Consider the following 22363-nt stretch of genomic DNA (forward strand, 5'->3'; position numbering starts at 1 on the left):
GCCGGCTCGCGCCGCCGTTAATCGAACTCTAAGATCGCAGCGCTAAGCATGGACTGCCCATTGGAACCACCGGAATGAAGCAGCGACTGCCCGATAATATCACCATCCTTGCCCAGTCGCCGCAATTGCGCCCCGACGCGATCGAGGTGGTCGTGACGATACCGACCTTCCGGCGCCCGGAGCATCTCATCAGGACGCTCCAATCCGTCAAGGCGCAGATGACCGAACGCCGCTTCGCCATCATCGTCATGGAGAACGATGCCGAGGGGCAGGAAGGGGCGAAGGCCGTCCGTCCGCTCTTCGAGGACGGCACGTTCAAAGGCATCCTGCTCGTCGCGCATGATCGGGGCAATTGCAACGCCTACAATGCCGGCTGGCTGACCGCGCTCACACAGTTCAAGCACTTCGCCTCGCTTCTCGTGATAGACGACGACGAGATCGCCGATCCGCACTGGCTCGAAAACATGTGCCGGGCACGGGAGACCTACGCCGCCGATATCGTCGGCGGGCCGCAGATACCGGTGTTCGAACGGCCGGAGCAGCAGAAATGGGCAAAGCATCCCGTCTTCGCCGCGCCCTATGAGCAGAGCGGCCCCGTGCCGGTGGTCTATTCCTCCGGCAATCTGCTCGTCTCGCGGCGGGTGCTGGAGGCGATGCCCTACCCCTTCCTTGACCTCATGTTCAATTTCATGGGGGGCGGCGATTCCGATTTCATCAGCCGGAGCATCCAGAAGGGTTTCAAGGTCGCCTGGTGCGCGGAAGCGCCGATCCGCGAAACCATCCCGAGCCGCCGGCTGGAGCGCGACTGGATTCGGGCGCGCGGCCTGCGCAACGGCGTGATCTCGACCCTCGTCGAAAAGCGCAAGCGCGCCGACGAACCTTTGGGCAAACCCCGCGTCGTCGCCAAGAGCCTGGCGCTGCTCGCCTTCTCGCCCTTCAAGGCCATTGCCAAAACGCTGAAATCCGGGTCGCCCTCCTCCGGTCTTTACTATATCCATGTGGGTCTCGGCCGCGTTCTGGCCGAATTCGGATATGCCAATGAGCAATACCGCCAGCCTGAGAAGAACTGACAGCCGCGCACGGCCCGCCATTTCGATGCGGATGGCGGCGATCGTGCTGGCGACGCTGATCCTGTCGGTTCTTCTGATCTCCTTCCGGCCCTATCAGCCCGCCGGTGGAACGGAGGGCGAGGGTGGCGACCTGATCAACCAGCTCGGCTTCGGCGGGCTCGGCGGTCTGGCCATCCTTTCGGTGCTGATGCTGGCGAAGCCGCGCACCATCGCCGCGATGGCGAGCCCGCTCTGGCTCCTGATGCTCGGTTTCGTGGTGCTGTCATCACGCGTCTCGCCAGACCCTCAGGCGGCGTTGCGCGCCGTCATATTCACCATGATCGGCATGATCTGCGTCATCTCGGTCCTGTGCCTGCCGCGCGATGGTGACGGCTTCTCGATGACGCTGACCGTCTCGGCGGCGCTGGTGCTGATGCTTTCCTATGCCGGGCTGGTGCTCGTGCCCGATCTCGCGACGCACGGCTATGACGCGCTGGAGCCGCAGAATTCCTATCTCTGGCGCGGCGTCTTTTCGCACAAGAACGTCGCCGCTCCGGTGATGGCGGCGTTCTTCTTCGCCGGTATCTATCTGATGCGGCGGCGATGGTTCATCTCGGGCGCGCTCGTTGCCATTGGCGCGCTCGTCTTCGTCACCCAGACCGGATCGAAGACCTCGACCGCGCTCGTGCCGCTGGTCGCGCTCATGGTGGCCCTGCCAGGCATTCTGGGCCTGCGGCCACTGGCAGCGGCAGGCGTCTTCGCGGCGCAGATCGTCTTTTTCTGCTTCACCATCGGCACAGTGCTCTTTCCACCCTTTGCGCGGATCGTCGAGAGCCTGGTTTCGGACCCGACATTCACCGGGCGCACCTCGATCTGGCGGTTTGTGCTGGAAAAGCTCGCTGAGAGACCCTGGACCGGCTACGGCTTCGAAAGTTTCTGGTCGACGCCCGTCGTCATGGAGGCGGCCAATCCCTATTATCTCGACTGGGACGTGCGCGGCATCGTGCATGGGCACAACGGCTATCTGGACATAGCGGTGACGATGGGAATTCCGGCCCTCATCTGCGCCGTCATCGTCATCATTCTCATGCCGCTCGTCGATTATGTCCGCTGCCGGCGCAACCGCGAGAACGTGCTTCTCGCCGATTTCTTCATGATGATCCTGACCTTCTCGACGCTCAACGCCTTTCTGGAGAGCTTCTTCTTCCGGCGTGTCGATCCGGTCTGGCTGATGCTGGTTCTCGCCATTTTCGGCCTGCGGATGACCGCCCGGGTGGCGCTCTCGCCACGCGAGAAATAAAGCTGCGGAGGCAGTTGACCGCAAGCCGGACCCTCGCCAAAGTGCCGCGCGAAATCGGTGGTCAGAGGTGGAAAGATGAGCGACAGGGTGGTTCTGGTCGGATGCGGTAATATGGGTTTCGCCATGCTGAAGGGCTGGATCGATTCCGGCGCTCTGCAGCCGGAGAACGTCCATGTGGTGGAGCCGGCGGAGGCTTTGCGTGAACGCGCGGGCGCGCTTGGCGTCCGCGCCGTTGCCGAGGCAAGCGCCCTTCCCGCCGACCTCAAGCCGCGCATGGTGCTCGTCGCCGTCAAGCCGCAGGTGATGGCGCAAATCATTCCCGCTTATGCGCGCTTCGCCGGCGAGGCGACGTTCGTCAGCGTCGCCGCCGGCATTCCGGTGGCGCTTTTCGAAAAACATCTCGGCGACAAGGCGGCCGTCATCCGCTGCATGCCGAACACGCCCGCGGCCATCGGCAAGGGGATGCTGGTGACCTACAGGAACGCCAATGTGAAGGACGAGGACATGGCCTTCGTCACCGAACTCCTGAAAACGAGCGGTCAGGTCGCCAGCATCGCCGACGAGGGGCTGATGGATGCGGTGACGGCGGTTTCCGGCTCGGGCCCGGCCTATGTCTTCCATTTCATCGAATGCCTGACGGATGCGGGCGTCACGGCCGGGCTGGAGCGGGATACAGCGGCGCTGCTCGCCATGCAGACCGTCCATGGCGCGGGGGCGCTTGCCGCACACAGCAGCGACACCCCATCAAGACTGCGCGAACAGGTGACGAGCCCCAACGGGACGACCGCAGCGGCGCTCGACGTGCTGATGGGCGAGAACCGCCTGAAGAACCTAGTCGAAGAAGCGGTGGAGGCGGCGAAACAACGTTCCATCGAGCTCGGGAAAGGTTGACGCTTGCTTGCGGCGCCAAAAAAGTGAATGCGAATATTCTTCCACAAAGCCGCTATTTTCAGACGGAAATTACTCAAAACCCCGCGTTCTCCGCAAGAACGGCAGCCACTCTGCTCCTGAAGCTGAATGTTCCACCATTCCACCTGGATGGATGACGCATGTTTTCTTGCAATCCGTCACAAAACACCTGTACCCTGTGATCTCATCGCCGACGGCCTTGAGTACGGTCATGGGCAATCTTCAGGCCAATAACCGAGAGTGAGGAAACAGACATGACGAGTTTGCTCCCCCCGCTTTATGAAGGTCATGCGCCGATTTATCTGCACAACGCATTCCAGGATGCGGTGGATGCATATGAGGACTGGATTGCAGGCGCCGATGAGCCTGCCGTCGATGTCAATGGCAAGCATACGCGCATCAGCGTGGTGTTTCGCCGCCTGTGGAGCTGCACGGACGTGATTCCGATGCGAACGCTCGATGCCCTGCGCGATCTGGTGCCGGAAGCATCGTTGCAATCGGGTGAAAGCGGCACGACCTATGCGCAGGCCGCACGGGCCATGCGCTCGCTTTGCGAGCAGCGCCAGAAGCGGAAACTGCCGGTCATCCTCCCCTGAACATCCGGCAGAACGAACAGACAGACGGCCCTTTCGAGGGCCGTTTTCATTTCGGGAGGACCCGCCTTATCGCAGGAGATAGGCGAGAACCGGCGCCGCCAGCACATTCGCCATGCCGACCATCACCATGACCAGCCCGGCGATCGAGCCTTCCTCAAGGCCGATCTGACGGGCCTTAACGACGCCTGCGCCATGGGCGCCCATGCCGAAGAGTGCGCCGCGCGCCAGCGTCGAGCGCAAGGGCAGCCAATGCAGCATCACCTCGCCGAGTGCAGCGCCGAAGACGCCAGTGAAGGCAACGAACACGGCCGTCAGCGACGGCACGCCGCCGATATCGCCCGAAACTGTCATGGCGAAGGGCGTGCTCATGGAGCGCGGCAGGAGGCTCAGCCGCAATGTCTCGTTGAGGCCGAGCAGGCTGGCGAGGCCCCAAGCGGTGAGCATCGCCGTAGTGCTGCCGACCAGGACGCCGGCGAGCAGAACCGGCCAGTGGCGGCGGATAATCGCACGCTGCTGATAGATGGGAATAGCGAAAGCGACGGTCGCGGGCCCAAGGAGCGCCAGCAGCCAATGGGTGCTGCCGATATAGACCCGGTAATCGCTGTGCAGCATCAGGACGATGGCGATCAGCAAAGCCGGCGTGACCGCCAGCGGCGTCAGCCACCAGCGTGGCCAGCGCCGATAAAGGCTCTTGGCCGCGAGATAGAGGAGGATCGTCGCGAGCGACCAGAATATCGTCTGGAAGATGGGATCATTCGACCACATGGCGAGACGTCCAGCGATAGCAGAGATCGACCGTCAGTGCGGTGACGCCCATCACCGTCAGCGTGCCGACGAGGATGACCGCCAGCACCTTGAGCCCGAGCAGGCCGATGAACTCGCGGTGGTCGAGCACGGCAAGCACGGCGGGCACGAAGAACAGGAGCATCTCCGCGAGGAACCACTCGGCCCCGCGCTTCATGCTGAACAGGCTGATGCGCCCGCTGACAAGCAGGCCCAGCACCAGCAGCATGCCGACGATGCCGCCGGGGACAGGCAGACCAAGAACGCGCACGACAGCCTCGCCCACCAGCCAGAAGCCGAACAGAAGTCCGATCTGCAAAAGGCGGCTGTGATGTACCGTGTGGCGGGAAAGCGTGAGAAGCCGGTGCGTTGTCATGTGGTTGATCTCCGTGGGCGCAATATAGGAGGCAAAGGGCCATGAATAAATTGAATTGATTGCATCGCAGCTATTCTGATATGGAATGGCTATGAACTTCCGAGCACTCCATGCATTCGTGGAGGTGGTCAGGCAGGGAGGCTTTTCCCAGGCCGCCAAAACCATCCACGCCACGCAGTCCACCGTCAGCAAGGCGGTCAAGCAGCTCGAAGACGAGCTCGGCGCCGTGCTTCTCGACCGCAGCGACAGGAACACGCTGACGGCAGCGGGGGAAATCGTCTATCGCCGGGCGCTGGCGATGCTCGCCGAGCGGGATGATCTCGTAGCCGAGCTCAACGAGTTGCGGGGGCTGAAACGGGGCGTTCTCAGGCTGGGCCTGCCGCCGATCGGCAGCAGCATTCTCTTCGCACCCGTGTTCGCCGCCTACAGGAACCTGCATCCCGATATCGACATCCGCCTTATCGAGCACGGCAGCAAGCGGCTCGAGGAGCTTCTGCTTGCCGGCGAACTGGAAATCATCGCCTCGCTGCTTCCCGTGGCCGAGGATTTCGAATGGCAGGATGTGCGGCGCGAGCCGATCGTCGCGCTGCTTCCCCTCTCCCATCCCGCCACGGACGGGAGCGCAGCGGCGCTTAGCGACCTCACTACCCTTCCCTTCATCCTGTTCGAGAGCGGGTTTGCGCTCAACCAGATCATCCTCGACGCCTGCGACCGCCGGGGTTTCACGCCCGAGATCGCCGTGCGCAGCAGCCAGATCGATTTCATCGTCGAGCTGGCCGCCACCGGCATGGGCGTCGGCTTCCTGCCGCGGATGATCGCCGAACAGCGCAGGCATCCCGCCGTTCGCCTCATACCGATCGACGATGAGCAGATGGAATGGCACATGGCGCTGGTCTGGCGGCGCGGCGCCTATCTCTCCCATGCCGCGAAGGCATGGCTGGAGCTTGCCCGCTCGCCCGGTGCGGCACTTCCGAAATAGGCGACAGGCGCCCGCCTTCATCATCTACTTTGACGTTCCGGGCTTGATCTGCAGGATTTTGGGCTTAACTTTTATAGATCAACGCATCCAAAGGAGGTTCCGATGGAAGGGCAGGTTGTTTTCTACAAGGGCGACCGGATTTTGTACCGGCACCGGATCGAAGTGCGCGACGATGATTTCTCGAAAGGCGTCAACGACGCGATCATCGCATTCCAGCGCAACTATTCCGGCTTTGATCTGGCCGATGAGGACGTGCATATCCGCGTGAAAAAGCCAGGCGAGACCTGATCGGAACCGGTTTTTCGGTTCAGTTTTGCTTCAATTAGAACCTGGCCCGTCGCGTGCGACGCGGTGGGCGTCGGGAATGCGATGCCGATATCCATGAGATCGCGGCCCTGAAGCTCTTATCGGCTGATGCGATAATGCTTCCAGCAGCCGCGGCCATAATGGCATCTTCATTCCGGTGAGAAGCCTTCATACCACATGGCAGTATTGCCGTGGTTGCGGCCCGATTTACCCGTTGAGTATTTCGGCGTTTGGACTAAAAACGGGCTTCATGCCTCGTTTCCGAGGGATATCCCATCTGGAAAGCCCGAAATGTCCTCCTCACGCAAGAAACTCGTCATCGTCGGAAACGGCGCCCTGCCCCGCGATCTCTCGGCTGAAATCGATGCCGCGCAATTCGCCCTCCGGTTCAACGAACCGAAGGCTTCGATCGGCATGAGCGGCACGCGCACCGACCTTCTGATGATGGCCAATTCCAGCAAGCCCATGCAGAGGCGGCTCGATGACCCCGATTTCCCCCATTCGCCGATCTTTGTCGCGGCGAAGGAGATCATGCTGGCCTATCACCCGCGCATCATCGAGAAATATTTCATCAAGCCGAACATTCTTTCACGCCTGAAGGGCCGGCGCGTGGACTGGACCTGGCGGGCGATCGACGAGTTCGGCGCCGCCGGCAAGGAAATCCGGGTCATGCCACCCCAATTCTATCTCGCCGGCTGTCAGGAGCTTGGGCTTCCCGAAGCAAAGATGCATGAAGTGTTTCCAAGCACCGGCTATTTCGGTATCTGGTACATCCTGCAGCATTTCCCCAGGGAGGCGTGGGACATCAGGCTCTGCGGGTTCAGTTGGGAGGGATGGAAACGTCACGCCTGGGCAGATGAGCGCAAATGGGTCGCGGACAAAGTCGAGAACGGACGCATAACCCTGCTCGAATAACCCAATTTTCTTCGCAATTGGGCTGCATCAGCGCGAAGGTATATTTAGCAGAAGGAGATTTGGAATGCACGAACCGCTTAAGATATTCATCGGTTGGGATTCCCGTGAGCCTATCGCTTATGAGGTGGCGAAACACTCGGCGCTGAAACATTCGTCAATCCCGCTCGAAATCATTCCGATCAAGCTGCAGGAACTGGTCGACAGGGGCGTCTATACACGCGAGGTCGATCCGCTCGCTTCCACCGAGTTCACCTATTCCCGCTTCTTCACGCCATGGCTCGCCGATTACAAGGGCTGGGCGCTGTTCTGCGATTGCGATTTCCTGTTTCTGGGTGATCTGGCCGACTTGAAGCAATACCAAGACCCGTCGAAAGCCGTGCTTTGCGCCCAGCACGATTATCAACCGAAGGACAGCGTGAAGATGGATGGCAAGGTGCAGACCAGCTATCCGCGCAAGAACTGGTCGTCCTTCATGCTGTTCAATTGCGAGCATCCCTCGACCAGGACGCTGACGCCTGACGTGATCAACAAAGAGACCGGCGCCTATCTCCACCGGATGCAATGGGCCAAGGACGAGGAGATCGGCTCGCTGCCGATCAACTGGAACTGGCTGGAAGGCTGGAACGAGAAGCCGGAAAAGGGCCTTCCCAACGCCGTGCACTACACGCGCGGTGGCCCCTGGTTCAAGGATTGGCAGAATGTCGATTATGGCGACCTCTGGCGTGCCGAGGCGACGACGATCGATCCGTCCTGGAAGCCCATGTGATCTGCAAGTGAAAGCTCCGCGGATACTGGTCAAACTGCATGCCCTGGGCTAGAGCAGTTGCAAACCGTATCCGCGAGAGCCATTCATGAGCGACACCATACAGACCGATCTTCCCGCCTTCGCCCGAAACCGCATCAACCTCGCTTCCGCCGGGCTTGGCGCCGTCGGCCTTTCGGCGAGCGACGAATTCTTCGCACCGCTGGAGCGGATGCTGAGCGATGCGCCGGCGATCTTCTATCCTGACCGTTATGACGACAACGGCAAATGGATGGATGGATGGGAGAGCCGCCGCAAGCGCGGACCGGGTCATGACCATGCAATCATCCGCCTGGCAGTGCCGGGGGTGATCTATGGCTTCGATGTCGATACCAGCCACTTCACCGGCAATTATCCGCCGGCCTTTTCCATCGAGGGCTGCCGGACCGAGGGCGACCCGGACGAGACGACCGAATGGATCGAAATCCAGCCGCAGGCGGCGCTCGGGCCATCGAGCCATCATTTCTTTCCCTGCGACAATGGCCTCGTCTGGACGCATCTGCGGCTGAATATCTACCCCGATGGCGGCATCGCACGGCTGCGCGTCTATGGCGAGCCGTGGCGCGACTGGTCGAAAGTCGCGCCGGGCGAAGAGGTGGACCTTGCCTCCGCACTGAACGGCGGGCGGGTGGTGGCGTTTTCCGACGCGCATTACGGCTCGCTGCACCGCGTGCTGGCCCCGGGACGCGGCGTCAATATGGGCGATGGATGGGAGACGCGGCGGCGGCGCGAGCCGGGCAATGACTGGCTGATCGTGCAGCTCGGCCATCCCGGGATCATCAAGCGTATCGTGGTCGATACCGCCCATTACAAGGGCAATTACCCCGACCGCTGCTCGCTCGATGGGGCCGATCTCGGCAATGCGGCGGGTGATCTCTCGCAGATGATCGTGACATCCTCGATGTTCTGGTCGGAAATCCTGCCCCAGCACAAGCTTTCCATGGATGCCGTGCATGATTTCGGCGCGGCTGATATCGCCCAATCGGCCGAATTGGCGGGCCGGGTCAGCCATGTCAGGCTCAACATATATCCAGATGGCGGGGTCAGCCGGCTGCGTATTTTCGGGACTATCCGTTAACGATTTCCGCGAGAATTTGCGCCTGATCAACGTATCCCGCCTGATAAATGTTACCCTACCTGGACCCGTGGCAAATTGCCTCCGCTTTCAGTGATGGACGCAAAAGGTTAAAAGCGGTAGGAAAAATATGCATATCAGGAGCGTTTAATGGACTATCGCCGTTTTTTCGAGGATGCGATCGACCAGTTGCACGCCGAGAAGCGTTACCGCGTCTTTGCCAATCTGGAACGAATCGTGGGCCGGTTCCCCCGTGCGCTGTGGCGCGCCAATGGAACCGCCCGCGAAATCACCGTATGGTGCTCCAACGATTATCTCGGCATGGGCCAGCACCCGGACGTGATCGCGGCACTTTGCGATGCGGCGGGACGGCTTGGATCGGGCGCCGGTGGCACGCGCAACATCTCCGGTAACAACCATCCGCTGGTCGAACTCGAAGCCGAACTGGCCGATCTGCACGGCAAGGAAGCCGGTCTCGTCTTCACCTCCGGTTTCGTCTCCAACGAGGCCGCCATTTCGACTATCGGCAAGCTCCTGCCGGATTGCCTTATCCTTTCCGATGAGCTCAATCACGCATCGATGATCGAGGGCGTACGCCGCTCAGGCGCGGAAAAGAAAATCTTCAGGCACAATGATGTCGAGCATCTCGAAAGCCTGCTGAAGGCCGCGGGACGCAGCCGCGCCAAGATCATCGTCTTCGAATCCGTCTATTCGATGGATGGCGATATCGCCCCGATCGAAAGGATCGCCGATCTCGCCGACGAATATAACGCCATGACCTATATTGACGAGGTGCATGCGGTCGGCATGTATGGGACGCGCGGCGGCGGCATCACCGACCGCGATGGCCTCGCTCATCGCATCGACATCATCGAGGGAACGCTCGCCAAGGCATTCGGCGCGCTTGGCGGCTATATCACCGGCTCGCGCTCGGTCATCGACGCGGTGCGTTCCTATGCGCCGGGCTTCATCTTCACCACGGCGCTGCCGCCGGCGATCGCCTCGGCGGCGACAGCCTCGATCCGGCACCTGAAGACCTCGCAGGAAGAGCGCCGGCAGCACCAGCGCCAGGCGCAGATGGCCAAGGACGTGCTGGCGGCCGCCGGCCTGCCGGTCATGCCGTCTGAAACGCATATCGTGCCTATCCTGGTCGGCAATCCGGAGCTCTGCAAGATGGCGAGCGACCGGCTGCTTGACGTACATGGCATCTATATCCAGCCGATCAACTATCCGACCGTACCGCGCGGTACGGAACGTCTGCGCATCACGCCGACGCCGTTCCACAGCGACGCGCTGGTGCTCGAGCTCAGGGACGCGCTGCTGGAGGTCTGGAACACGCTCGGCATTCCGTTCGCCGAGAATAACGTGCCGGCGGTCGCGAAATCAGACCGCGTCGTTCCGCTGATGGTCTCGAAGGCCGGCGGATAACCTCCGTTCAAAGGGAATAAGGGGAGTATGTTTTGCTCGAACATATTCCCCTGTTCACTTACTCCCCTATTGCCTTACTCCCTTCCTTCCTGTTCAGCCAGCGCGCCAGAAACGGCACCGTGACGGCGATCATGATGAAGCGCGCCACATGGTGCGAGGCGACATAGGCCGGATCGACGCCGAGCGAGAAGGCGATGACGGTCAGCGCCTCGAGCGCGCCCGGCGCGAAGGCAAGCGCGATCTGCGCCGGATGTATATCGAAGACCAGCCAAACGACTGCGCCCGTGGCGAAGGCGGCGGATGTGCCGATGGCGAAGGCGAGAAGGGCCGCCGGCAGATAACGCAGAATATGCCGGCGATGGCCGGCATTGATGCGCGAGCCGATCAGAACGCCGAGTACAATCGTGCCGATATCGGAAATGCTGCGCGGCAGGCTGGCGGCCACCGTCGACGTTCCATGCAGGAGCGCGCTCGCCAGCAGGGCGCCGAGCATCATGCCTCCAGGTATGCGGCTGTAATGGCCGATCACGGCTCCGATCAAGCAACCGGCGAAGAGGATGGCGGCGGATTGGAGCGTCAACTCGTGGGTAACGGCGAGATCCACATGCGGCGCATTCCTGCTGAGGACGGCGAGCAGCGGTGCGAGAAAGCCGATCAGCAGCAGCAGGCGCGTGGTCTGGATGATGGTGATCTTGACCATGTCGGCGCGCGTATCGCTCGCCGCCGCAAGGACGAAGGAGAGTGCGCCCGGCAGGGCGGAGAACAGCGCCGTCTGGCCATCCCAGCCGAACCCCTTGCGCAGCAGCAGATAGGTGAGCCCCGTCACCAGGATGAGCGTGACAAAAAGCATGACGAAGCTGCCCGGCCATGCCGCCAGTTGATCGAACGTTTCAGGCCGCACGCCGGACCCAGCCTGCAGCCCGAGCAGGAAGAAGACGACATTGCGCAGCCAGTTGGGCAGATAAATCCGCATACCGGCGAGCGATGCGGCCGTTACGGCAATGACAGAACCCAGAAGAAACGGAATGGGAAGACCGATCCAGAACGCCAGCACGGCGCCGACCGACGCGATGGCAAGCGACACGACCATCGCGATCGCCTTGGCCCAGACGTCGTCTTTTTTACGTATCAGAGGTTTTTGATCCATTCCACCAGTCGGTCCGCCGTTTCCTCGACCTGATCCGGCCGGCGGGCGAAGCACAACCGAAAATAGGCTTCGCCTCCTTGGCCGAAAGCGGTTCCCGGCGCAAGCCCCACCCTGGCCTGATCAACAATATCGAAGGCGACCTGGAATGTTTCTTGATCCCGTCAACGCCGACGAACACATAAGGAAGTCGGCGTCGGCAGATCGCCCTCACCGGCCCACAACAAGGACCTGGGTCCTATCAATTCAGCGTGATGAGATCACGCCTTCTGCTGTTTCGCGAGAAGATCGCGGATTTCGGTAAGCAGCACCTGGTCCCGCGGCAATTCGGGCGCCGGCGCTTCTTCCTGCTTCCTTTTCAGGCTGTTCATCAACTTGATCACCATGAACAGCACCCATGCGATGATGAGGAAATTGATGAGAAGCGTGAGGAAATTTCCGTAGGCGATGGTCGCCCCCGCCTCACGCGCGGCATTAAGCGTCGGCTGCGGCTGGCCGGAGAGCTGGACGAACATGTTGGAGAAATCGATGCCGCCGGTAATGAGGCCGATGATCGGCGTGATGATATCCTTGACGATCGAATTGACGAGACCGCCGAAAGCGGCGCCGATTATGACACCGACCGCCAGATCGACCATATTTCCCTTAAGGGCAAATTCCTTGAATTCCTGAAGCATGCCGTATCCTCTCCATAAATCCTGAAGCCTCGATCCGCCTCCCCGGTAATATTTCTACAGCATCGGCCTGAAAATCGGAATCGATTTTCAGAAAGCTTGGATAGCGTAGATTCAATAACTTACAGCGTCCTTTGTGCGTCCTAACGGACGCACGGCGCTGTAGGCGAAAACGAGATGAGCGGAAGGAAAAAACATCCCGGACAGGCTTTCAATACCATCTTGCACGCAATAGCCGAACGTGATTGCTTCATATCGTGAACACATAACAGCATCAGAACAGGCGTTCACGACTTGATAAATGTGGGAGGCTGGATACCCCATGCAGGGTTGGGGCATCATCGGTATCGCGTTTCTCTATCTGCTCCTGCTCTTCGGGGTGGCGAGCGTGGGGGACAGACGCGCCCAGCGCTGGGGAAGCCAGCCGCGCCCCTATGTCTATGCACTCAGCCTCGCCGTCTATTGCACCTCATGGACCTTTTTCGGCTCGGTCGGCGTCGCATCCGAGCGAGGGCTGGAGTTCCTCGGCATCTATATCGGCCCGATCCTGGTCTTCACGCTCGGACACAGGCTGGTGCGCCATATCGTGCGGCTTGCCAAGGCGGAGCGCATCACCTCGATCGCCGATTTCCTTGCTGCCCGCTACGGCAAGAGTTTTGCCGTCGCATCGCTCGCAACCTGCATCGCCACCGTGGGCGCCCTGCCCTATATCGCGCTACAGTTGAAGGCCGTATCCGGCACCGTCGACCTGGTGGTTTCGCATTACGGCCAGTCTTTCGATCCGATCGACTACATCTTCAGCGATGTCTCGCTGCCGGTGGCCTGCGTATTGGCGGTCTTCGCCATTCTGTTCGGCACGCGGCATACCGATGCCACGGAGCATCAGGACGGCCTCATTCTCGCCGTTGCGCTCGAGTCGGTCATCAAGCTCTGCGCGTTTCTGGCGGTCGGCTTTGCCTGCACCTTCTACCTCTTCGGCAATCCCTTCGATCTCGCAGATGCCGTGGCGCAGAATGCAGCGGCTTCAAAGGCCCTGAACTACCAGACATCGGTGGGCACCTGGATCGTGCAGACCCTGCTCAGCGCGACGGCGATCCTGATGCTGCCGCGCCAGTTCCATGTCGCGGTCGTCGAGAACAGGAGCGAGGAGGAACTGCGCACTGCGATCTGGCTCTTTCCGGCCTATCTCGTGCTCATCAATCTTTTCGTCCTGCCGATCGCCCTTGCCGGCGTCGTCACGCTCGGCGAAGGAACCAATGCCGATCTCTACGTGCTGGCGCTGCCGCTTGCCGCCGACTCGCATCTCCTGGCGCTGATCGCCTTCGTCGGCGGGCTGTCGGCGGCAACGGCGATGGTCATCGTCGCCTGCGTGGCGCTCTCGGTCATGATCTCCAATCACCTGCTGCTGCCGCTGTTCATCAAGCACTTCATCCATGACAACAATACCGAAAGCCAGGACCTGACACGCGTCATCCTCTATACGCGACGCGCCACGATCATCGTCATCCTCTTCATCTCCTTCATTTATTATCGCGGGGCGGCGAACGATATCCGCCTGTCTTCGATCGGCCTCATCTCATTCGCGGCGATCGCCCAGTTTGCCCCCGCCCTTCTCGGAGGCCTGATCTGGCGCGGCGCGAATGCGCGCGGCGCCGTGCTGGGCATGACCTCCGGCTTCGCCGTCTGGGCCTATACGCTGCTCCTGCCGACATTGGCGCCACCCGATGCGGCCATATTGCGCGATGGACTGTTCGGCATCGCGGCGCTCCGCCCACAGGCGCTTTTCGGAACGGACGCGTTCCCGTTGACCAATGGCGTCATCTGGAGCCTTGCCACAAACACGCTGTTCTACATCCTCGGCTCGCTCTCCAGGCATGCAACGCCGCTCGAGCGCATCCAGGCGACCGTGTTCATGCCGCGTGACATCATGGCGGTGCCGACGCTCCGACGCTTCCGCACGACGGTCACCGTCGACGAACTGAAAGCGACGATCGCGCGCTATCTCGGCGCGGAGCGGGTGGAGCGCTCGTTCCACAGTTTCGAACTGCGCGAAAACCGGACGCTGGTGGGCAACGCACCCGCCGACATGGGGGTCATCCGCTATGCCGAGCAATTGCTCGGCAGCGCCGTCGGCTCGTCTTCCGCGCGCCTCGTGCTTTCACTTCTCCTGCAGCGCAACGACAGTACGACGCGCAGCGCCCTGCGCCTTCTCGACGATGCCTCCGAAGCGCTGCAGCAGAACCGCGGCCTGTTGCAGATCGCGCTCGACCAGATGGAACAGGGCATCACGGTTCTCGACAAGGATTTCCGGCTCACCTGCTGGAACCGGCAGTTCCGCCTGCTCACCGACCTGCCGGACGAATTCGGGCAGGTGGGCACGCCGCTTTCGGAGATCATCGAGCATCTTGCCCGGCGCGGCGATATCGCGACAGGCAATGTTGCCAATATCATGCGCAACTTCACCACGTTCCGGCAGCCATGGCGCATCGACCTGAAATCGAGCGGTCGCATCCTCGAGATCCGCTCCAACCCCATGCCCGACGGCGGGATCGTCGCCACCTATACGGACATCACCATCGCCGTCGAGGCGGCCAATGCGCTGAAGCGGATCAATGAGACGCTGGAACAGCGCGTGTCGGAGCGCACGGTGGAGCTGACGCATGTCAACAGCGAGCTCGCCAAGGCCCGCGCCGTCGCCGAGGAGGCCAATCTGGGCAAGACGCGCTTTCTCGCGGCGGTCGGGCACGATATCCTGCAGCCGCTCAACGCGGCACGCCTCTATAGTTCCGCCCTGACGGAACGGCTGAGACGCTCCGAGGCGAGCGGCCTTGCCCGGAACATCGATTCATCACTTGAATCGGTCGAAGCCATTCTCGGCGCCGTTCTCGACATATCGCGTCTCGACACGGGCGCTTTGAAGCCGCACATCTCGGTATTCCGGCTCGACGAGCTGATGAAGCAGATCGCCACCGATTTCGAACCATTGGCCATGAAAAAGGGGCTGAAGCTTCGCGTCGTGCCGAGCAGCGTCGTGGTGGAGACGGACCGCAACCTCCTGCGCCGGCTGGTGCAGAACCTGGTGTCGAACTCCATCAAATACAGCCGCAGCGGCAGCGTGCTCCTGGGTGTGAGGCGGCGCGGCGACGCAGTCGACCTGCAGGTGATCGATACCGGCATCGGCATTCCGGCCAACAAGCTGCAATCGGTGTTCCGCGAGTTCACCCGGCTCGACGAAGGTATTCGGGAAGCCGAGGGGCTGGGATTGGGGCTTTCCATCGTCGACCGGATTGCCAGGGTGCTGGCTCTGCCGCTGAATCTCGGCTCCGTGCCCGGCAAGGGGACGCGTTTCTCCGTTCACCTACCGGTCCTACAGCAGCCCCTGCCTGCTTCGGCTTCGCAGGCGCGGCCGGGACCCGGCCGCTCGAACGAGCTCAACGGGATCACGGTTCTCTGCATCGATAATGACGAGCGCATCCTCTCCGGCATGGAGATATTGCTCGGCGGCTGGGGATGCCATGTGGCAACCGCCCGCGGCGGCGCGGAACTCAAGGCCTTCTGCTCCGGCGCGGCCATGGCTCCAGATATCATCCTCGCCGACTACCATCTCAACGGGGAAAACGGCCTCGACATGATCGGCTACGCCCGTGAATATTTCAAAGAGAAAGTGCCGGCTGTCCTCGTCACGGCGGACCGATCCAACGAGGTGCGGCTGCGCGCTCAGGAGGATGGCGTGGCAGTGCTCCACAAGCCGGTGAAGCCGGCAGCGCTGCGCACGCTCCTGTCGCACCATCATGGGCAGGCGCGAGCAGCGGCGGAGTAGTGAAAATCAGCTGAGTGCCTGAAAGCTGTCGCTGCCGATCTTCGACAGGCGGATGACGGCTTGCGTGCGGCTGTCGACGCCGAGCTTTTGCAGGACCGCCGACACGTGCGCCTTGATGGTCGCCTCCGAGACGCTCAGCTCATAGGCGATCTGCTTGTTGAGAAGCCCTTCGGCCAGCATCGACAGGACGCGGGTCTGCTGCGGCGTCAGCGTGCGAATGCGGCTGATCAGATCCGATATCTCGGGATCGGGCTCGCTTCCCAGATCGATCTCCTGCGGCGCCCATATGTCGCCGGCCAGAACGGCGCTGACCGCCTTGTTGATGGTTTCCATACTGGCGGATTTGGAAATGAAACCGGAAGCGCCGAGTTCGAGAGCACGCCTGATCGTCGCCGGATCATCCGTCGCCGAAACGATCATGATCGGAAGAGCCGGCTGGATCGCCTTCAGCGTGACCAGACCCGAAAGGCCGCTCACCCCCGGCATGGTGAGGTCGAGCAGGAGAAGATCGATATCGCCTGCTTCAAGAATGAGCTTCTTGACGGTGTCGAAATCGCCCGCCTCGACGATATCCGCTTTCCTGGACTTTTGGGTCAGCGCCTGCCGCAATGCGCCGCGGAACAACGGATGATCATCCGCGATAATGAATTTCAATTCCATGGCACCGCGCTTCTCCCCAGCAGATTGCGGCAAACCCTCTTCGAAGCGACTAGATTGTTTTTGTCTACGTTTTTCAAGCCGGCTATCGAAAAGAGCGTTATAAACAGGCCGGTCAAATCGACCTGCCGCCGTCTGGCCTTATTGTGCTATAGGAATGGCCATGATGGAAACACCTTTGTTTCCTGAAAAAACGATAAAAAGGTCCCGAATGACGACGTTTAACACGCTTTATCCCGAGATTTCGGCCCACCGTGACGAGATGCTTCCCGTCTCCGATCTGCACACCATCCATATCGAGGAATGCGGCAACCCGGACGGCAAGCCCGTGATCATGGTCCATGGGGGCCCGGGCGGCGGCATCACCCCGGCCATGCGCCGCCTGCACGATCCCGAGCGGTATCGCATCATCCTGTTCGACCAGCGCGGCTGCGGCCGCTCGACGCCGCATGCGGAGCTGCGCGAGAACACGACCTGGGACCTGGTGGCCGACATGGAGCGCATCCGCGAGCATCTCGGCGTCGACAAATGGCAGGTCTTCGGCGGCTCATGGGGCTCTACGCTGGCGCTCGCCTATGCACAGACGCATCCCGACCGCGTCAGCGAACTCATCCTGCGCGGCATCTTCATGATCCGCCGGTTCGAGATCGACTGGTTCTATTCCAACGGCGCGAGCATCGTCTATCCCGACCGTTTCGAGGCCTATCAGGAACATATCCCAGAGGCGGAACGTGGCGACATGATCGCCGCCTATTACAAGCGCCTGACCGACCCCGATCCCAAGGTGCAGATCGAGGCGGCGCGCAAATGGGCGCGCTGGGAAGGCTCCGCCCTGTCACTGCTGCCCGATCCCGAGCGCGAGAATGCCTTCGGCGAGGACAATTACGCCATCGCCTTCGCCCGCATCGAATGTCACTATTTCCAGAATCGCGGCTTCTTCGACAGCGACGACCATCTCCTGCGCAACGTCGAGCGCATCCGCCATATCCCCGGCGTGATCGTGCATGGCCGCTACGACATGTGCACGCCGTTCATCAATGCCTGGCAGTTGAAGAAGGTATGGCCGGAGGCCGAGCTGCACATCGTCGAAGATGCCGGCCATGCGGTCACCGAACCCGGCATCGTGCACGAGCTGGTCGAGGCGACGCGGCGGTTTGCTTAAGGGAGTAAGGGAGTAAGGGAGTAAGGGAGTAAGGGAGTAAGGGAGTAAGGGAACAGAACCTGATTCCTCCGAGGAGGTCCACCCTATTCCCCTATTCCTTACTCCCCTCCATCACGTCCTGTCCGGCACCGGATCGTTCGCTCCGTCCGATCCGCCGTCGAAGCTTTTCACGATATCCATGAAGCGACGGAAAAAGCGCTCCATATAGCTCATGGTCTTCTCGAATTCCTCCTCGGAGGGGAGTGTGTCGCGCACCACCGGCGGCAGCTTGCCATAGGCGGCCACCTGCTCCTCTAGCTTCTTCACCCGCTCATTGAGCGAGGCGAGGTCGTCTTCATAGGCGCGGCGGTCGTCGGCCGCCATTTTGCACACCATCTGACCCGACTGCTCGGCGCAAACCGAGACATCGCCGGTCCTGGTGTCGAGCCGGACATACCCCTTGTCCGTCTTCTCCATAGTGTAGCGCCCGGCCTCCTGTGAATTGGCGACGTCAGGCCCGACCAGCAAGGCCGCCAGAGCCATCATCGGCAGGCAAGATTTCAGCGCTGTCATAGCAGTTACTCCCGTGCAATCGACTTTCTTTCTCTTATTATGCCGGAATCCCGTCGGATATGTGAAAATCATGTGCGCCGGCGGATGTTTTGCTTTTCGTATCCGGCGTTTCCCACTAGAGCATGGGCATGGCAACAATCTACAAGATCGCGCCCCGCGCATTGTGGCGGGCGGCTGAAAAGGCAGGCACCTTCACCGGCGCGCCCGTCGATATCGCCGATGGCTTCATCCATTTTTCAACCGCCGAGCAGGTGCGTGAAACGGCGGCCAAGCATTTCGCCGGCCAGGACGATCTGCTTCTTGTCGCCATTGATGCGGAGCGGCTTGGCGATGCGCTTAAATATGAGGTTTCGCGCGGCGGAGCGCTGTTCCCGCATCTCTACGGCGACCTGCCGCTTGCCGCGGTGCGCTGGACAAAGCCGCTGCCGCTCGGACCCGATGGTACGCACCAGTTTCCGGAGCTGGAGCAATGAGCGGGCTTTTCGAGACATTCGGCCGCCGTGCCCTCTTCACGCTTGACCCCGAGCAGGCGCATGGGCTCTCGATCGCGGCGCTGAAGAGCGGGATATTCTCATGCGGCAGCAACAGCGATCCGGTGCTGGCCGTGACGGTTGCCGGCCTCACCTTCCCCAATCCGCTCGGCATGGCCGCGGGTTATGACAAGAATGCCGAAATCCCGGACGAACTCCTGAAGCTTGGCTTCGGCTTTGCCGAGGTGGGCACGCTGACTCCGCTGCCGCAGAGCGGCAATCAGCGTCCGCGCATCTTCCGGCTGATAGAGGACCGGGCGGTGATCAACCGTCTCGGCTTCAACAATGAAGGCCATGAGGCGGCGTTCGAGCGGCTTGTCCGTCGGAGCAAGAAGGCTGGGATCGTCGGGGTCAATATCGGCGCGAACAAGGACTCGGCTGACCGTATCGCCGATTATGTCGCCGGCATCCGCCGGTTTTATCCGCTCGCCAGCTATTTCACCGCCAATATCTCCTCGCCCAATACGCCGGGCCTGCGCGACCTGCAGGCGCGGGAAAGCCTGCGCGAGCTGCTCGCCCAGGTGCTGAAGGCTCGAGACGACGAGGCGGCGAAATCCAGCATCGTGCGGCCCGTCTTCCTGAAGATCGCCCCCGACCTGACGGAGGAAGGGCTGGACGATATCGCGGCAGAGGTGAAGGCGCATCCGCTCGACGGGCTGATCATCTCCAACACCACGCTGTCGCGAACGGGGCTCAAGAGCACGAAGAATACCGGCGAGACCGGCGGCCTTTCCGGCTCACCGCTCTTCGAGCGTTCGACCATCGTGCTCGCCAAGATGCGCAAGAAAATCGGCCCCGACCTGCCTCTTATCGGCGTCGGTGGCATCGACAGCGCCGATACCACGCTTGCCAAGATCCGGGCCGGCGCTGACCTCGTCCAGCTCTATACGGGTCTGATCTATCGCGGTCCGGGACTGCCCGGCGAAATCATCAAAGATCTGTCGCAGCGGCTTAAGCGCGAAGGCGTGAAGAACATCCGCGAATTGCGCGACCGCGATATGGAGCAATGGGCGGCAAAGCCTATCCCCGCCTAATATCCAAATTCCGTCCTCAGCCGGCGCGGCAGCATGGCGAGAAGCGTGACGCCGCGGATCGACAGGAAGAAATTGATCGCAAGCCATAATCCGTGGTTGTCCATGGGCTTTACGGCATAAAGCACGGCAAAGAAGGCGATGAGCGACAGCACCATCATATTGCGCATGTCGCGAGACCATGTGGCGCCGATATAGACCCCATCCATATGAAAGGCGAGAAGCCCGGTCAGCGCCGTCAGTGCAGCCCAGGGCAGATAGGCGGCCGCCACCTCGCGGACATCGGCGGCGTTGGTCATGAGCCGCACGATCGGATTGCCGAGCACCGTGAAAAACAGGGCGACACAGGCAGCCAGCAACACGCCCCACAAGAAGGTGAGCTTTGCCCCGCGCATGAATGCCGGACGGTAGCGCGCACCGACCGCACGGCCGGAAATCTGCTCCGCCGCTGCGGCGATGCCATCGAGGAAAAAGCCCGCCACCAGAAAGAAATTCATCAGGACGGCGTTGGCGGCAAGCACGACCGGGCCCAGTTCCGCGCTCGCACGGGTGAAGAAGGAGAACGCCGTCAGGAGCAGGATGGAGCGGATCATGATGTCGCGATTGACGGCGAACATGCGGATCATGCCCGCTGTATCGAAAATGCGGCCACGGCCGGGCAGCGGTGCGGTGCGGAATTTCCTGATCACGATGACCATGCCGACCAGGGCGGCGATGGTCTCTCCCGTCACGGTGCCCCAGGCAACGCCGGCGACGCCCCATCCGAGCAAGAGGCCGAGGGTGATCGACATGGCGATGTTGATCCCGTTCAACAGGAATTGCAGGGCGAGGCCGAGCACTCCTTCGCCACGTCCCAGCACCAGGCCGAGAATGGCATAATTGATGAGCGCCACCGGTGCCGAAACCATGCGGATCACGACATAGGTGGTCATCGCCTCGGCGATGGCCGGTTCCGGGTCCATGAACCAGATTGCGCCCTTGACGACCAGCGGCAGGCACAGGAGCATTAGCAGGCCGGTCGCAACGGCGATGATGAAAGCCCGCCAGAAGACCGCCTGCTCCTCCTTCAAATCGCCCCGCCCCATCGCCTGGGCGACGAGGCCGGTGGTGCCGGAGCGCAGGAAATTGAAGGTCGACAGCAGGAAATCGAAAACCAACGCACCGATGGCGAGACCGCCAATCAGTTCCGCCCTGCCATACTGGCCGATGACCGCCGTGTCGACGACGCCGAGCAGCGGTGTCGTCACCGCCGCCAGCGTCATGGGGATGGCGATCGCCATCACCATGCGATGCGTCACATCGAACGGACGCGGGCGCGCCGTAGCGTTATGTTCCTGGGGACCATGCATGAAGGAAGCGCTCGCAAGTTCCGATCGCAGAACCTATGCCACCAACGCCGGCGAGCGCCAAGCGGTTTCGCCGATAGGCCAAAAGCCTGCTGACAAACCGCTAAAGGCCCAGCACCATGGCCCAATAGATATAGCGCGGCTTGTCGGCGGGCGTCGCCCAGGCGAGGCCGTAGTGGCGGAATTCCCGATCGAGCATGTTCTTGCGATGGCCCGGCGATTTCATCCAGGCATCGAAGACCTCCGTCGTGCTGCGCTGGCCGGCCGCAACGTTTTCCGCCGCGGGGCCGCGAATCCCGGCCTGTCGCAGCCGCGCGACGAAGCCATTGCCCCAGCCGACGCTGTGGCCGATCTTGCCGCGGCTCGCCATGCGCTTCGCCTGGTAGAGCGCGGCCTGTTCCAGCCTCGCATCGGTATCGACCGGCGGCAGCCCGTGCTGCTTACGGATGACGTTGAAGAGCGCCGTCGGGTCTTCAGCAGCCTCCGCTTCGGATGCGAACAACAGCGAGGGCGCGGCGGCAAAGACCAACGCCCCGCCAGCGAGCATCAGAAACTTCCGCCGGCTTAAATCAGAACCATGCATCGTCATCGTGCTTCCGGACATTGTGCGCAAAGAGCAATGTTCAGCGTCGATAGCTTATGATTCTGAGCAAAATGAAGGCGGGAATGACGACCGCTGCACCAAGCAACAGGTAATCGGCGAAGCGCACGATCGCAGAGAAACCCATGTTCCAGAGCTGCAGGAAGAAATCGCGGACGCCCCACAATAGGTCGTAGGGCGACCAGTCGAACGTATGCATGACGACGCCGACGACCAGCGAAACGAGAACGAGCTTCACGATCACGCGAGCAGGCGTATCGCCGAGAAAACGGTTGATTCTGTCAGACATGCGCATCTCCTGATCTGGAAAGGCAGAGATATGCGTTGA

23 protein-coding genes and 1 pseudogene are annotated in these 22363 nt (G+C 61.5%); 14 read left to right on the forward strand and 10 right to left on the reverse strand.

Annotated features, from left to right (window positions below):
* Positions 1-74: 74 nt before the first annotated feature.
* From ATN84_RS02395 to ATN84_RS02410, 4 genes are all read left to right on the forward strand, one after another.
* Positions 75-1070, forward strand: coding sequence for a glycosyltransferase family 2 protein (locus tag ATN84_RS02395; protein ID WP_068879922.1), 996 nt, complete (start codon positions 75-77; stop codon positions 1068-1070).
* On the forward strand, positions 1039-2349 hold the full coding sequence (locus ATN84_RS02400; RefSeq protein ID WP_068879923.1) for an O-antigen ligase family protein: 1311 nt from the start codon (positions 1039-1041) through the stop codon (positions 2347-2349). The genes ATN84_RS02395 and ATN84_RS02400 overlap by 32 nt, the downstream gene beginning before the upstream one ends.
* A gap of 75 nt (positions 2350-2424) precedes the next feature.
* Positions 2425-3240 carry a pyrroline-5-carboxylate reductase gene (gene proC / locus ATN84_RS02405; RefSeq protein WP_068879924.1) on the forward strand — a complete coding sequence of 272 codons (816 nt, stop codon included), beginning with the start codon at positions 2425-2427 and terminating at the stop codon, positions 3238-3240.
* Positions 3241-3512: 272 nt separating this feature from the next.
* Positions 3513-3854, forward strand: a complete 342-nt coding sequence (locus ATN84_RS02410) for a BRA0787 family protein (protein ID WP_068879925.1) — start codon at positions 3513-3515, stop codon at positions 3852-3854.
* 66 nt (positions 3855-3920) lie between these two features.
* On the opposite strand, the gene ATN84_RS02415 is transcribed toward ATN84_RS02410, so the two are convergent.
* Positions 3921-4619 carry an LrgB family protein gene (locus ATN84_RS02415; protein WP_068879926.1) on the reverse strand — a complete coding sequence of 233 codons (699 nt, stop codon included), beginning with the start codon at positions 4617-4619 and terminating at the stop codon, positions 3921-3923.
* Positions 4606-5013, reverse strand: coding sequence for a CidA/LrgA family protein (locus tag ATN84_RS02420; RefSeq protein WP_068879927.1), 408 nt, complete (start codon positions 5011-5013; stop codon positions 4606-4608). The genes ATN84_RS02415 and ATN84_RS02420 overlap by 14 nt, the downstream gene beginning before the upstream one ends.
* A gap of 91 nt (positions 5014-5104) precedes the next feature.
* Here ATN84_RS02420 and ATN84_RS02425 point away from each other — a divergent pair, with 91 nt between their 5' ends.
* From ATN84_RS02425 to hemA, 6 genes are all read left to right on the forward strand, one after another.
* Positions 5105-5992, forward strand: a complete 888-nt coding sequence (locus tag ATN84_RS02425; protein WP_068879928.1) for a LysR family transcriptional regulator — start codon at positions 5105-5107, stop codon at positions 5990-5992.
* Between the two features lie 102 nt (positions 5993-6094).
* Complete coding sequence (locus tag ATN84_RS02430) at positions 6095-6280, forward strand: hypothetical protein (protein WP_068879929.1); 186 nt, start codon at positions 6095-6097, stop codon at positions 6278-6280.
* 309 nt (positions 6281-6589) lie between these two features.
* Entirely contained in the window at positions 6590-7213 is a 624-nt protein-coding gene (locus ATN84_RS02435; protein ID WP_068879930.1) for a glycosyltransferase family 29 protein, read from the forward strand.
* Positions 7214-7277: 64 nt separating this feature from the next.
* Positions 7278-7979 (forward strand): glycosyltransferase, encoded by a 702-nt coding sequence (locus ATN84_RS02440; protein ID WP_068879931.1) that lies wholly within the window; start codon positions 7278-7280, stop codon positions 7977-7979.
* Positions 7980-8064: 85 nt separating this feature from the next.
* On the forward strand, positions 8065-9093 hold the full coding sequence (gene alc, locus ATN84_RS02445; protein ID WP_068879932.1) for an allantoicase: 1029 nt from the start codon (positions 8065-8067) through the stop codon (positions 9091-9093).
* A gap of 147 nt (positions 9094-9240) precedes the next feature.
* Positions 9241-10518: a 5-aminolevulinate synthase gene (gene hemA, locus ATN84_RS02450; RefSeq protein ID WP_068879933.1), complete on the forward strand. Its 1278-nt coding sequence runs from the start codon at positions 9241-9243 to the stop codon at positions 10516-10518.
* 58 nt (positions 10519-10576) lie between these two features.
* Here the strand turns inward: hemA and ATN84_RS02455 are convergent, their stop codons facing one another.
* The 3 genes and pseudogenes from ATN84_RS02455 to mscL all read right to left on the reverse strand — a co-directional run bounded on the left by ATN84_RS02455 (position 10577) and on the right by mscL (position 12339).
* Positions 10577-11665 carry an AbrB family transcriptional regulator gene (locus ATN84_RS02455; RefSeq protein ID WP_068879934.1) on the reverse strand — a complete coding sequence of 363 codons (1089 nt, stop codon included), beginning with the start codon at positions 11663-11665 and terminating at the stop codon, positions 10577-10579.
* Positions 11647-11846, reverse strand: a pseudogene (locus tag ATN84_RS27655) (pyridoxal phosphate-dependent aminotransferase); the annotation flags it as partial. The pseudogene ATN84_RS27655 and the gene ATN84_RS02455, both read right to left, overlap by 19 nt.
* Before the next feature lie 76 nt (positions 11847-11922).
* Complete coding sequence (mscL, locus tag ATN84_RS02460) at positions 11923-12339, reverse strand: large conductance mechanosensitive channel protein MscL (protein ID WP_068879935.1); 417 nt, start codon at positions 12337-12339, stop codon at positions 11923-11925.
* Positions 12340-12658: 319 nt separating this feature from the next.
* Between mscL and ATN84_RS02465 the strand changes: the two genes are divergently transcribed.
* Positions 12659-16156 carry a PAS domain-containing hybrid sensor histidine kinase/response regulator gene (locus tag ATN84_RS02465; RefSeq protein WP_068879936.1) on the forward strand — a complete coding sequence of 1166 codons (3498 nt, stop codon included), beginning with the start codon at positions 12659-12661 and terminating at the stop codon, positions 16154-16156.
* 6 nt (positions 16157-16162) lie between these two features.
* On the opposite strand, the gene ATN84_RS02470 is transcribed toward ATN84_RS02465, so the two are convergent.
* Entirely contained in the window at positions 16163-16810 is a 648-nt protein-coding gene (locus ATN84_RS02470) for a response regulator transcription factor (RefSeq protein WP_068880834.1), read from the reverse strand.
* 214 nt (positions 16811-17024) lie between these two features.
* Between ATN84_RS02470 and pip the strand changes: the two genes are divergently transcribed.
* Positions 17025-17975 carry a prolyl aminopeptidase gene (gene pip, locus ATN84_RS02475; RefSeq protein WP_068879937.1) on the forward strand — a complete coding sequence of 317 codons (951 nt, stop codon included), beginning with the start codon at positions 17025-17027 and terminating at the stop codon, positions 17973-17975.
* Positions 17976-18086: 111 nt separating this feature from the next.
* Here the strand turns inward: pip and ATN84_RS02480 are convergent, their stop codons facing one another.
* Entirely contained in the window at positions 18087-18500 is a 414-nt protein-coding gene (locus ATN84_RS02480) for a hypothetical protein (protein WP_425287373.1), read from the reverse strand.
* A 155-nt stretch (positions 18501-18655) separates the two neighbouring features.
* On the opposite strand from ATN84_RS02480, the gene ATN84_RS02485 reads away from it, so the two are divergent.
* Positions 18656-19000, forward strand: a complete 345-nt coding sequence (locus tag ATN84_RS02485) for a DUF952 domain-containing protein (RefSeq protein WP_153020070.1) — start codon at positions 18656-18658, stop codon at positions 18998-19000.
* Positions 18997-20091, forward strand: coding sequence for a quinone-dependent dihydroorotate dehydrogenase (locus ATN84_RS02490; protein ID WP_068879940.1), 1095 nt, complete (start codon positions 18997-18999; stop codon positions 20089-20091). Before ATN84_RS02485 ends, ATN84_RS02490 begins: the two co-directional genes overlap by 4 nt.
* On the opposite strand, the gene ATN84_RS02495 is transcribed toward ATN84_RS02490, so the two are convergent.
* From ATN84_RS02495 to ATN84_RS02505, 3 genes are all read right to left on the reverse strand, one after another.
* Positions 20088-21437: an MATE family efflux transporter gene (locus ATN84_RS02495; protein ID WP_068879941.1), complete on the reverse strand. Its 1350-nt coding sequence runs from the start codon at positions 21435-21437 to the stop codon at positions 20088-20090. The two genes, ATN84_RS02490 and ATN84_RS02495, sit on opposite strands and share 4 nt — an antisense overlap.
* Before the next feature lie 100 nt (positions 21438-21537).
* Complete coding sequence (locus ATN84_RS02500) at positions 21538-22023, reverse strand: CAP domain-containing protein (protein ID WP_425287361.1); 486 nt, start codon at positions 22021-22023, stop codon at positions 21538-21540.
* Positions 22024-22057: 34 nt separating this feature from the next.
* Positions 22058-22324, reverse strand: coding sequence for a DUF6460 domain-containing protein (locus ATN84_RS02505; RefSeq protein WP_068879943.1), 267 nt, complete (start codon positions 22322-22324; stop codon positions 22058-22060).
* Positions 22325-22363 lie beyond the last annotated feature (39 nt).

Source organism: Paramesorhizobium deserti (assembly GCF_001558695.1).
Classification (GTDB): Bacteria; Pseudomonadota; Alphaproteobacteria; order Rhizobiales; family Rhizobiaceae; genus Paramesorhizobium; species Paramesorhizobium deserti.